At 46.9% G+C, this 11,272-nt stretch carries 10 protein-coding genes; 9 read left to right on the top strand and 1 reads right to left on the bottom strand.

Features of this window, described 5'->3' with window-relative positions; genetic code table 11:
- Nucleotides 1–570 precede the first annotated feature (570 nt).
- The 6 genes from HQN90_RS37770 to HQN90_RS37745 all read left to right on the top strand — a co-directional run bounded on the left by HQN90_RS37770 (nt 571) and on the right by HQN90_RS37745 (nt 7,740).
- On the top strand, nt 571–2,001 hold the full coding sequence (locus tag HQN90_RS37770; protein WP_173227962.1) for a PTS mannitol transporter subunit IIBC: 1,431 nt from the start codon (nt 571–573) through the stop codon (nt 1,999–2,001).
- Between the two features lie 65 nt (nt 2,002–2,066).
- The gene (locus tag HQN90_RS37765) at nt 2,067–4,106 is read left to right on the top strand and encodes a BglG family transcription antiterminator (protein ID WP_173227961.1); all 2,040 of its coding nucleotides are present in this window, start codon (nt 2,067–2,069) and stop codon (nt 4,104–4,106) included.
- A gap of 24 nt (nt 4,107–4,130) precedes the next feature.
- A complete protein-coding gene (locus HQN90_RS37760) occupies nt 4,131–4,568 on the top strand; it encodes a PTS mannitol transporter subunit IIA (protein ID WP_173227960.1) in 438 nt (145 codons plus the stop codon).
- On the top strand, nt 4,565–5,722 hold the full coding sequence (locus HQN90_RS37755; protein WP_173227959.1) for a mannitol-1-phosphate 5-dehydrogenase: 1,158 nt from the start codon (nt 4,565–4,567) through the stop codon (nt 5,720–5,722). Before HQN90_RS37760 ends, HQN90_RS37755 begins: the two co-directional genes overlap by 4 nt.
- Nucleotides 5,723–5,752: 30 nt before the next feature.
- Nucleotides 5,753–7,480, top strand: a complete 1,728-nt coding sequence (ptsP, locus tag HQN90_RS37750) for a phosphoenolpyruvate--protein phosphotransferase (RefSeq protein WP_173227963.1) — start codon at nt 5,753–5,755, stop codon at nt 7,478–7,480.
- Nucleotides 7,477–7,740: an HPr family phosphocarrier protein gene (locus tag HQN90_RS37745; protein ID WP_173227958.1), complete on the top strand. Its 264-nt coding sequence runs from the start codon at nt 7,477–7,479 to the stop codon at nt 7,738–7,740. The genes ptsP and HQN90_RS37745 overlap by 4 nt, the downstream gene beginning before the upstream one ends.
- 77 nt (nt 7,741–7,817) lie before the next feature.
- On the opposite strand, the gene HQN90_RS37740 is transcribed toward HQN90_RS37745, so the two are convergent.
- Nucleotides 7,818–8,684 carry an aldo/keto reductase gene (locus HQN90_RS37740; protein WP_173227957.1) on the bottom strand — a complete coding sequence of 289 codons (867 nt, stop codon included), beginning with the start codon at nt 8,682–8,684 and terminating at the stop codon, nt 7,818–7,820.
- 320 nt (nt 8,685–9,004) lie between these two features.
- Here HQN90_RS37740 and HQN90_RS37735 point away from each other — a divergent pair, with 320 nt between their 5' ends.
- Genes HQN90_RS37735 through motB form a run of 3 tightly spaced genes read left to right on the top strand, consistent with a single transcriptional unit; the run spans nt 9,005 to nt 11,094 of the window.
- Complete coding sequence (locus HQN90_RS37735; protein ID WP_173227956.1) at nt 9,005–9,463, top strand: MarR family winged helix-turn-helix transcriptional regulator; 459 nt, start codon at nt 9,005–9,007, stop codon at nt 9,461–9,463.
- A gap of 33 nt (nt 9,464–9,496) precedes the next feature.
- Nucleotides 9,497–10,291 carry a flagellar motor stator protein MotA gene (gene motA, locus HQN90_RS37730; RefSeq protein WP_079414907.1) on the top strand — a complete coding sequence of 265 codons (795 nt, stop codon included), beginning with the start codon at nt 9,497–9,499 and terminating at the stop codon, nt 10,289–10,291.
- Nucleotides 10,288–11,094, top strand: coding sequence for a flagellar motor protein MotB (gene motB, locus HQN90_RS37725; RefSeq protein WP_173227955.1), 807 nt, complete (start codon nt 10,288–10,290; stop codon nt 11,092–11,094). Before motA ends, motB begins: the two co-directional genes overlap by 4 nt.
- The last annotated feature ends 178 nt before the right edge of the window (nt 11,095–11,272 follow it).

Raw genomic sequence — 11,272 nt, 5'->3', positions numbered from 1 at the left:
GTTTAATAATCGAAGTCAAGGCAAAGTATCCAATTCAACCTCTTTTAGGTTCTGGATCTATTTGCTTCGAGATAGGGATGGGGCCTAGTTCGCACATGTAAGCTTCAATGCAAAGCTATTGGATTCCAAGATGGAAAAGGAGAGAAAGCCTGCATAATCGCAGGCTTTCTCTTGTTTTCACCCGATTTGATCGAAAAAGCCTGCACTATTGCAGGCATTTCGAAATAGGTGAGCCGCTGGTTCAGCTATAGGGGTATGCGTTCGCTAACGCTGGTTCAGCCATAGGGTTATGCAATCGCTAACGCCGGTTCAGCCTATAGGGTGGTGTATTCGCTTACAAGGCAAATCTCTAGAATTGTGCGACGGTCTATTTTCACCAGTCTCAGACAAGCTCTCCCCCAAACCAAGCCCTCAAACCGTTTATTTCGCCAGCAATGAATGCGTAATCACGAACTAGGTTAAAATGTTGTCAACATCATTGATGACGAAAAGGGATTTTGATTTGATTGAACATGTAAGCGCTTTTGCATTACGATAAGGACATGAAACATACAAAGGGAGGTTATCCTAATGAGTGCGATTGCTGCACAAAAGCAAGCATCCTCCGGTGGATTCCGGGTGAAAGTACAGAATTTCGGTCGTTTTTTGAGCGGCATGGTGATGCCGAATATCGGCGCATTTATCGCTTGGGGACTGATTACGGCTTTATTTATTCCGACAGGCTGGATTCCAAATGAATATTTGGCTAAGCTCGTAGGTCCAATGATAACTTATCTGCTTCCGCTCTTGATTGGATATACGGGTGGGACGATGATTCACGGTACGCGCGGCGGTGTCATCGGTGCCGTAACGACGATGGGTGTGGTCATCGGAACTGACATTCCGATGTTTATGGGAGCCATGATCGTCGGGCCGTTCGCCGCGTGGGTGCTCAAGCAGTTCGATAGGTCGATTGAGGGTAAAGTTAAATCAGGCTTCGAAATGCTCGTTAACAATTTCTCGTCAGGTATCATTGGGGGGATTCTAGCTGTTCTGGCCTACACGGTTGTGGGCCCTGCGGTTCAGATCGTGAGCAAGGGTCTTGCTTCTGGAGTTCAGGCGCTAGTTAATGCTGGTTTGCTTCCGCTGGCAAACGTGCTAATCGAACCGGGCAAGGTGCTGTTCTTAAACAACGCGATTAATCACGGCGTACTGAGTCCGATTGCGCTCGATCAAGCTTCCAAAACAGGCAAGTCAATCTTGTTCATGCTTGAGTCTAACCCAGGACCTGGACTTGGCATTCTGCTTGCGTACTGGATGGTGGGCCGCGGCGCTGCTAAGCTTTCCGCTCCAGGATCTGCTATTATTCACTTTTTTGGCGGTATCCATGAAATCTATTTCCCTTATATTTTGATGAATCCTCGCCTCATTCTCGCTGTAATTGCAGGCGGCGTGACAGGTACGTTCACGTTTTCTCTTTTCAATGCGGGTCTGGTTGCTCCGCCGTCGCCGGGAAGTATTTTTGCTTATATAGCTATGGCGCCAAAAGGCGGTATGCTGCCGATTTTCAGCGGCGTGATTACCTCTACGATCGTCTCTTTCGCGGTTGGTGCGTTGTTGCTGAAAACAACGAAGCAGACGGAAAGCGAAGATTTGGAACAAGCTACAGCAAGAATGAAAGAAATGAAGCAAGCCCCAGCGGCTGCGGCAGCAGAGAAGGTTGCTGTTCCTGCATCGGAACCAGCAGCCAATGTTCAAAAAATCGTTTTCTCCTGTGATGCAGGTATGGGATCAAGTGCGATGGGAGCTTCCATTTTGAGAAAAAAAATGAAGGAAGCAGCCGTTGACGTCACGGTCATCAATACGGCGATCAGTGAGATTCCTGCCGATGCAGATATTGTGATTACGCACAAATCCTTAACGGATCGAGCACGCAATAAAGCTCCGCAAGCCGAGCATATTTCCATTGAGAATTTCATGAAAAGCCCGGAATATGATGCGCTTGTGAAACGATTGAGCTAAATATACCTATCTAACGCTGGCATTTTGCCGGCGTTATCTCCATTTTGTTCGTGAGGAGAATAATCATGAGCCTCTCCAACAGGCATCGTCAAATCCTTGAGCTGTTATTGAACCAAGTGGATGATATTACAGCAGGGGAAATCGCAGCCGAGATCAATGTAAGCACTAGGACAGTTCATCGAGAATTGTCTGAGCTGGAGACGATTTTGGCTGCTTACGGCTTAGGATTGCAAAAGAAATCTGGCAAAGGCATTCAACTCCAAGCCGCGCCTGAGCAGCTTGAGGCTTTTAGAAGCCTGCTATACGGCAGGATGACGGTAGAGTATTCTGCCGAAGATCGCAGGATGCTGCTGCTCTGCACGCTGCTTCAGGAAGATGAGCCCGTTAAGCTCTTTACACTGTCGCATGACTTGGCCGTAACGGTTCCAACTATCACCCACGATCTGGATGAGCTGGAAAGCTGGATCAAGAAATTGAATCTGAGCCTTGTGCGCAAAAGAGGCTATGGCGTTGAATTAACTGGCTCAGAGGCTGATAAACGCAAGATGATTGCACGCCTCGCCATGAATGGGCTGGACGAATCCGATCTGTTTGGAAAAAGCGAGAGTCTTCACTCGCCGGTGGCGCAAAGGCTATTGAAGCTTATCGGCAAAGTAAATTTCACGAAAGTGGAAGAAGCTCTTTGGCTGGCCGAAGATGAAGGCTTGAGTGACATATCGGAAGAGGAATATACCCATTTGCTCATTCAGCTTTCGATCACGATTGCCAGAATTCAGATGGGCAGACCAATCGAGCAGCACCCAGAACATCATTCATATCGCCCAAGCAAGCTGCTTACCCATACCATTGATCAGCTGACCAAAGTGATCCCCATTGCATTATCTACTGCTGAAATGTCCTATATTGCGGAGCTGCTGGAATCCAAATCCGTGCCACATCCCAATCAGCTGCTTCCTATGGATGAGTTAAGCTATATGCAAATGGTATGGAAGCTGATCCGCGCAATGGAAAGCAGTCTTGATGTGCCTTTCAGCGATGATCGTTCGTTGCGAGAAGGGCTGCTGAGCCATTTGGAGTCCGCGATTAAGCGGCTTCTGGCAGGAGCGACGATTCGCAATCCGCTTTTGACACAAATTAAAAAAGATTATGAAGCTCTTTACAATGCAATACGGCAAGCTGTTAATGCGTCTATCACGCAGATTGCCATTCCGGATGAAGAAATCGGGTTTCTGGTTATGCATTTCGGTGCTTCCATCGAGAGACAGAAGCAGTTCAAGCGTAATGTCAGAGCGATTCTGGTCTGCACGAGTGGGATAGGAACCTCCAAAATGCTGGCTGTACGCCTGACGAAGGAGCTCCCGCAGATTGATATTATCGGCCATGCATCCTGGTTCGAAGCTGCGCGTATTCCTGAGAAGGACTACGATTTGATTATATCGACCGTAGATTTGCCGCTCCAGTCCGATCAATATATGAAGCTGAGTCCGCTGTTGACGAAGGATGAGGCTGAGCGGCTAAGGCTCTTTATTCAAAATGTAACGCTGCAAAAAGAGTCGGGTGAGCCGATTCCAACACTGCCCGAGGCAAGTGCAAGAAATAGTTTATACCGCATCCAGCTGTACATTAATGAAATTGTAAGTATGATTGATCAGTTTATGGTTTATCACATCGAGCAAAGCTATGAGGATTTAAAAGGGACTCTGCTGGCCATATGCGCCTATGTCAGAGCGTCCGATGTGATTGCTGAAGTTGAGCCGATTGTTGAACTTTTGCTTGCGAGGGAACAGCTCAGCAGTCAAGTGATTCCCGATACGGGGCTTGCGCTTTTTCATATTCGAAGCGAGCTGGTCAAAAAGCCCTCTTTCACCTTGTTTCGATTAGCTGCTGATTTACCGCTGGAGCGAGGAACGAAATCCGATGTGAGACACTTGCTGCTTATGCTGGGTCCCAAGGAGCTTTCCAGAGAAAGCTTGGAGGTGCTGAGCGAAATAAGCTCCTTCCTGCTGATCCCAGACATGATCGAGCTGTTGAAATCGGGCAGTCAGTCCGAGATCAAACACTTTTTATCCCAAGAGCTTGCTGCTTTTCTAGACACTAAAAAATAAATCGGATATGAGGAGAGATCTATCATGAGTATCTTATCACCCAATAAAGTAAAGCTGAACGCGAAGCCCAAAGACAAATTCGAGGCCATTCGAATGGCGGGGCAATTGTTAGTAGACGCCGGTCATGCCTCAGCAGCTTACATCGATAAAATGATCGAAAGAGAGCAAACATTGTCTACTTTCATGGGCAATGGTTTGGCTATTCCGCACGGTACGCAGGATTCCAAGTCATTGATTACATCAACTGGACTGTCCATTGTTCAAATTCCTGATGGAGTAGACTTCGGTGATGGGGAGACTGCCAACCTAGTGATTGGGATTGCTGCCGCGGGTAATGATCACCTGGACATTTTGACGAATGTCGCGATGATTTGTTCGGAAGATGAGAATATTGAACAGATTATGAAAGCCTCAACGCCAGAGGAAATGGTGAAAATCTTCGAAAGCGGTATGGAATCATGAAGGCTTTGCATTTCGGGGCTGGAAACATTGGAAGAGGATTCATTGGCTTACTGTTGTCCCAGGCCGGGTATGAAGTGATTTTCTCGGATGTGAATGATACCTTGGTTGAGCTGCTGCAGGAAAGAAAATCCTATACGGTGCGTTTGGCGAATGAAGAGCAAGAGACCTTTACTGTTTCAGGTGTTGCAGCCATTAATGGCAAGCACATAGATGAGGTGGCTGAAGCTGTTGCACAAGCGGATCTGGTCACAACAGCGGTTGGCGTTAATATCCTGAAGCATATTGCAGGCGGAATTGCCAAAGGGATCGAGCTGCGGATCGAACGGGGAGCGGCGCCGCTGCACATTATCGCATGTGAGAATGCGATTGGCGGAAGCACGCAGCTCAAAGAGCACGTGTACGCTTTGCTTAGCGAAGAGTTATGTACGAAAGCAGATGCTGCGGTTGCTTTTCCCGATGCTGCTGTGGATCGAATCGTTCCCTTACAGCATAATGAAGATCCGCTTGAAGTAACGGTGGAGCCGTTCTACGAATGGGTTGTAGATGAGTCTCAGATGATGGAAGGCTTCCCTCGCATTGCGGGCATCCATTATGTCAAACATCTGGAGCCCTACATTGAGCGCAAGCTGTTTACTGTAAATACAGGACACTGCAGCGCGGCGTATCTTGGATATCTGCAAGGCTACGCCACGATTCAAGAAGCGATGGCCCATTCACCGATTGCCTCCTTAGTTCGGCATGTCATGCAGGAGACCGGCTCCTTGCTGATCCAAAAACATGGTTTTGATCTGGCACAGCATGAGATTTATATCGATAAAATTTTACAGCGATTTAAAAATCCTTATTTGATTGATGAAGTCGCCCGTGTAGGAAGATCGCCGATTCGTAAATTATCTGTCAATGATCGGTTGGTCCGGCCAGCTTTGCAAGCTTATGAACTTGGGATGAGCCCAACTTATTTAGCTATGGCGATGGCTGCTGCCTTTTTATTTGAAGATCAGGGAGATCCCGAGGCTGTTGAAATTCAAGCTGATTTGCGAGATATTGGCATTACTCAAGCGATTACCAAATATACGACGATTGGCGAAGAACACCCGATTCACCAGCTGATTCTGACCCACTACGAACAATTCAAACAAACGGCAATTTCTTAAAGAAAGGGGAGTTCCCTCATGGCTAAAATGATGACCAAACGGCTAACCGGCATTGCTGCTTCCCCCGGCATTGCGCTGGCAAAAGCTTTTCGATTGCATAATGACCATTACGAGCCTGTGGCTGAGCAGGTGGTCGATAAGGATCTAGAGATAGTTCGTTTTCGGCAAGCAGTGGAAGAAGCCAAACTGGACTTAGAAGAAATAAAAGAGCTGACGGAACAACGAATGGGTGCGGCAAAAGCGGAAATTTTCGAGGCTCATTTGATGCTTCTGGAAGATCCTGATTATATAGATGCCATTATTGAGAGTATTGAAGCTGAAAGCATGAACGCTGAATATAAGCTGCATGAAGTTGCGAGCAGCTTCATAGAAGTGCTCAGTACGATGGATAATGAGCTGCTGCGGGAGCGTGCGGCTGATGTTCGTGACGTTACTGGACGTATTATGAGCAAGCTTCGTGGCGTATCGTATGCCGCGATCGCTGCTATTAATGAACCGTGCATTGTGATTGCCGAAGATTTGACGCCTTCCGATACAGCGCAATTAAACCTTGATTATGTGCTTGGTTTTGTTACGGAGGTTGGCAGCCGTACGACGCATTCCGCCATCATGGCTCGCTCATTGGAGGTGCCTGCGGTTGTTGGTGCGGGCGAAGGCGCAGCTGAAATCGTGACGGGCACGATGATTATTTTGGATGCCGTAGAAGGTGCTGTGCTTATCGCGCCAACTGAGCAAGAGATTGAGGCGTATCAAGCTCGCAAAGCAGCCTATGACGAGCGAAGAGTTGCCCTGCGCAAGCTGCTGGGTGAGCCGACTCACTCATCAGACGGGCATCGTGTCGAGCTGGCTGCCAACATCGGCAGTGTGGAAGATTTGCAGAAGGTGCTTGCCAATGGAGCGGAAGGGATCGGTTTATTCCGAACTGAATTCCTCTATATGGGGCGTAGCGCTCTGCCTAGCGAAGAGGAACAATTTCAGGTCTATAAGCATGTATTGGAGCGAATGGACCATAAGCCGGTCGTTATTCGCACCTTGGATATCGGCGGAGATAAAGAATTGCCTTATATGAAGCTTCCGACAGAAAGCAACCCGTTTCTCGGCTTACGTGCGGTAAGGCTGTGTTTGAGTCAAAAAGATTTATTCCGTACACAGCTAAGGGCTCTTCTTAGAGCAAGCAGCTATGGGCAATTGAAAATCATGTTCCCTATGATTGCTGTGATGGATGAACTCCTCGCCGCCAAACAATTGCTGCAGGAAGAGAAAGAGAAGCTTGTTCAAGAAGGCATCCAAGTAGCCGATAACATTGAGGTAGGGATTATGATTGAAGTGCCGGCAGCCGCGTTAGCCGCAGATTTCTTGGCCAAAGAGGCTGATTTCTTCAGCATTGGAACGAATGATTTGATTCAATATACGATGGCTGCGGATCGAATGAATGAAACGGTTTCTTACTTATATCAACCTTGTCATCCATCCATCCTGCGGTTAATCCAAATGGTCATTCAAGCAGCGAACAAGGAAGGCAAATGGGTGGGCATGTGCGGAGAAATGGCCGGGGACGAAGTCGCGATTCCGATTCTGCTCGGCATGGGGCTCCATGAATTCAGCATGAGTGCCGGCTCGATTTTACCAGCAAGAGCTTTAATTAAAGAAACCTCACAACAAGAATGGGCAGGCTACACGCAGCAGATTCTGGCGATGAGCAGCCAAACCCAAATCAAACAATTCGTAGAGCAGAAGACAAGGAGCGATTTAACATGATATCCCAAACTTTTACGGTACTGAATCCATCAGGCTTTCATGCCCGTCCGACCAAAGTATTCGTTCAGAAGGTAGGCACGTTTGCCTGCAAGGTAAGTGTGATGAAAGGCGAGAAGAAGGTCAACGGCAAAAGCTCGCTAAGCATGCTGACACTTGGTATTCAACAGAATGACGAAGTGACGCTGGAAGTGGATGGGGAGCAAGAGGAGCAAGCTCTGCAGGAGCTTGGAGCCTTGTTGACGCATATATTTGAAGAATAAGTGAAGTTATAATACGAAATAAAAAGCCAGCAAGTCAGCGCCGCGAGTTAAGGGCATTGACCTGCTGGCTTCTTTCTTTACTCCCGAATGTACCACTCACCGGATACCCAATCGTTCGATTTCCAGCGGAGCACATCGGGATTAGCCAAATGCATGATTTCTTTTAGAAAAGCTAGCTGCTCCAAATCGGTCATCGGTTTGAAGCTTTTCGCTATAGCCAAATTTTGCTCGAGCTGCGCCATGGATTCCATCCCAACAATAGCCGTTGAAACCGGCAAAGAGAACGTGTATTGCAACGCTTTGGCGTACCACGGAGCCAGCTTGCCAAGCGCCATCACCTTCATGCCGATAATCGCTACGCCTTTTTCGATGGCCTTCGGCAGAAATTCGTGGGCGAAGCTGTAGACGAGATGATCAGCGGCAGAGAGCGCGACTAGTGCGCTATCGAAGGCGTAGCGTTCAATGGCTTCGAGCTGAACACGCGGGTTCGTATGTCCGCTAATCGAGATATGCTTGATTAGTCCTTGCTCCTTTGCTTCAAGAAGAGCCTCCAATGCACCGCCTTTGGCGAAACATTGGTCCAGCTCTTCCATTGTCATAATATTATGCAATCGCCATTCATCGACATGATCGGTTTGCAGACGCTTCAAGCTTGCTTCGAGTAGCTTCAAAGAGCCGTCGCGCGTTCGATCGTGTGTTTTGGTGGCAATCCAGACTTCGTGCCTGCGGTTCTGGAGCGCTAATGCTTTGCCGAGCCGTTCTTCTGATTGGCCATTCGAATAGCTTGGAGCTGTATCGAAATAAGTGATCCCCTCGTCAATCGCCCGATTCACAATTTGAATGGCCTCTTCCTCGGTGCAATTATGTTCGTCTACGATGCGCTGAGCGCCAAAGCTCAGAATTGGAAACTGTTGTCCGGTTGAGCCGAAAAGTCTTTTTTCCACATCATCCACTCCTTATGTATCACTGCTGCAACCCTCTGCACGCTTCCCTATCTTTGACAAAAAGGAACCCGCATCATACTCTTATTCAGTTAAATCAAATCTTCTGTCAAGCTGAGAGCGGATTAAGCAGGAATTGCTCATCTCTAAGTATAAAATAGGTAAGAGAAGGATGCCAGCATTCGTCAAAAGGTTGCTTTCTTCATCAAATCTTCATGACTATAGTCCTATCTTTTCGACAAAAAGTGATTGTAATTTATAGTAAATAAACTTATTATATGTACATATACAACTTATCGTCGAATTCATGGAGGACTAGTAAAATGTCGGAACAGGGAAAGCCTTATGACAGCCCGGGATTTCATCTGTGGCAGGTTACGAATCAATGGCAAAAGCATCTTCGTTCTGCTCTGCATGACTTGGATTTAACGCATGTCCAGTTTATTCTGCTGGTAGCCACACAATGGTTAAATGCCCAATCCCCCGTCGAAGATATCACGCAGGTGCAGATCGCCAGCTATGCGCATACGGATCCAATGATGGCCTCACAAGTGCTTCGTCATTTGGAAAAGAAAGGCTACCTGATGCGTAAGGCACATCCGACAGATACGCGAGCAAAAGCGATATCCTTAACGCCGGATGGAGAACAATTGGTTGCTCAAGCGATCGACATTGTCATGGAGGCCGAAAACATTTTTTTTGCAAAGCTGGGGGAAGAGCAAGAGGCATTAGTTAGCTTGTTGCGGACTTTAGGAAAAACGTCAGTTCAAGATGAAAATTAAAAAGAAAATGACCATAGGAGAGGTGTCATACATATGGAGAAATCATCAGTTATTGGAATTGTTTTAGCTTTTATATCCATCGGTGTGGGTATGGTATTGAAAGGCGCCAGCTTGGCGGCCTTGTTGAATCCGGCAGCGGCATTAATCATTTTTGGGGGCACAGCCTCCGCTTTGTTTATCGCGTTCTCGCTCGAAGAAATGAAGAAAATACCAGCACTTTTAAAAATTATTTTTACGGAACAAAAATTAATGCCCAAAAAAGAGTTGATTGAAACCTTCATTGAATGGGTATCCATTACACGCCGTGAAGGATTGCTTTCCTTGGAAAAACAAGCGGAAGAGCTTTCAGATCCTTTTATGAAAAGTGGCATGCGCCTGATTATTGACGGTAATGATGCCGATTTCGTGCGCGACGTTTTGCTGGAAGATATCGCTGAAATGGAAACTAGACATAAAAAATATGCAGGCATTTTTACACAAGCTGGTACATATGCACCAACCCTTGGCGTTCTTGGCGCCGTAGTAGGGCTTATCGCTGCCCTTGGTAACTTGAGTCAAGTAGAAAAGCTTGGACATCTGATTTCTGCGGCGTTCGTTGCGACGATGTTCGGGATTTTCCTCGGATATGTTGTGTTTCACCCTTTTGCGAACAAATTAAAACAGAAATCCAAAAAAGAAGTAGAAATAAAATTAATGGTTGTTGAAGGATTGCTCTCCATCCAATCGGGGGTATCTGCGAATTCCGTGAAGCAAAAAATGATGATCTTCGTAGCCAACAGTGATCGTGCAGCGTACGATGAGGAATCGAAGGGGGCCACTCCACAGTGAGTAAAAAGAAGAAGCATGAGGACCATGAAGAACATGTTGATGAATCCTGGCTCATTCCCTATGCGGACTTGCTTACTTTGCTTCTAGCCCTTTTTATCATTTTATTTGCCTCCAGCGAGTTGGATTCCAAGAAATATGATTCTATTATGAGGTCTCTAAATACTGCCTTCACCGGCGGCGAAGCCCCTTTCTCGATGTCAAATTTGATTCCGATTGATGATCCGGCAAATTCAGCTAAGACTAATAATAAGGATCAGAGCCCGCCATCTAAAGTAGAGAGCAAAACGGACAGTCAACTCGCCGCAAAGCTGCAAAAAGAAGAAAAGGATCTTGAAGAGCTTAAGAAAAGCATGGATGCTTTCATCAAGGATAACAGCATGAGCGAACAGTTAACAACGAAGCTGGATAGTGAGAAGCTGACGATTACCATTAGTGATCGCGCATTATTTGACTCTGGCTCGGCTACGATCAAACAGGATTCTCAAAATTTGGCGCTTTCGATGTCTAATTTGCTGGCCAGCTACCCAGGCTACCAAGTTGAAGTAGCAGGCCATACGGATAATATTCCAATCCACCGTGCGGACTTCGAAACAAACTGGGATTTAAGCTCCAAACGTGCCGTTAACTTCATGAAAATTTTGCTCAATAACGGAAAAATTGATCCAGCCTCCTATTCGTCAGTTGGGTATGGCGAATACCGGCCGATTACAACAAATGATACAACAGAAGGCAGAGCCAAAAACCGCCGAGTGGAAGTGAGCATTCTACGAAATATCAAGGCGACCGATGCGATTGCCAAGTAATCAAAAATAGCGGAAGATTAGATCAAGAGCCTATGGGTTCTTGATTTTTTTTGAGATAAGTGGCAGAACTGAGCAAAAGATGAGCTGAGCCTGCGAAAATGGCAGTCTCATGGGTAGATGAGCAGAGAACGGCCCCTGAGCCTGCCAAAAAGGCAGTCTCGGGCGGGGAAAGTGGCAG

The organism is Paenibacillus alba, assembly GCF_013204855.1.
In the GTDB taxonomy this organism is placed as follows: domain Bacteria; phylum Bacillota; class Bacilli; order Paenibacillales; family NBRC-103111; genus Paenibacillus_E; species Paenibacillus_E alba.
Note: the sequence above shows the minus strand (reverse complement) of the source record. Positions and strands in the feature narration are given on the sequence as shown.

What these genes read in the sequence shown, in the direction of transcription:
- HQN90_RS37770 (WP_173227962.1), top strand. Translation starts at nt 571, where the DNA reads ATGAGTGCGATTGCTGCACAAAAGCAAGCATCCTCCGGTGGATTCCGG.
- HQN90_RS37765 (WP_173227961.1), top strand. Translation starts at nt 2,067, where the DNA reads ATGAGCCTCTCCAACAGGCATCGTCAAATCCTTGAGCTGTTATTGAAC.
- HQN90_RS37760 (WP_173227960.1), top strand. Translation starts at nt 4,131, where the DNA reads ATGAGTATCTTATCACCCAATAAAGTAAAGCTGAACGCGAAGCCCAAA.
- HQN90_RS37755 (WP_173227959.1), top strand. Translation starts at nt 4,565, where the DNA reads ATGAAGGCTTTGCATTTCGGGGCTGGAAACATTGGAAGAGGATTCATT.
- ptsP (WP_173227963.1), top strand. Translation starts at nt 5,753, where the DNA reads ATGACCAAACGGCTAACCGGCATTGCTGCTTCCCCCGGCATTGCGCTG.
- HQN90_RS37745 (WP_173227958.1), top strand. Translation starts at nt 7,477, where the DNA reads ATGATATCCCAAACTTTTACGGTACTGAATCCATCAGGCTTTCATGCC.
- HQN90_RS37735 (WP_173227956.1), top strand. Translation starts at nt 9,005, where the DNA reads ATGTCGGAACAGGGAAAGCCTTATGACAGCCCGGGATTTCATCTGTGG.
- motA (WP_079414907.1), top strand. Translation starts at nt 9,497, where the DNA reads ATGGAGAAATCATCAGTTATTGGAATTGTTTTAGCTTTTATATCCATC.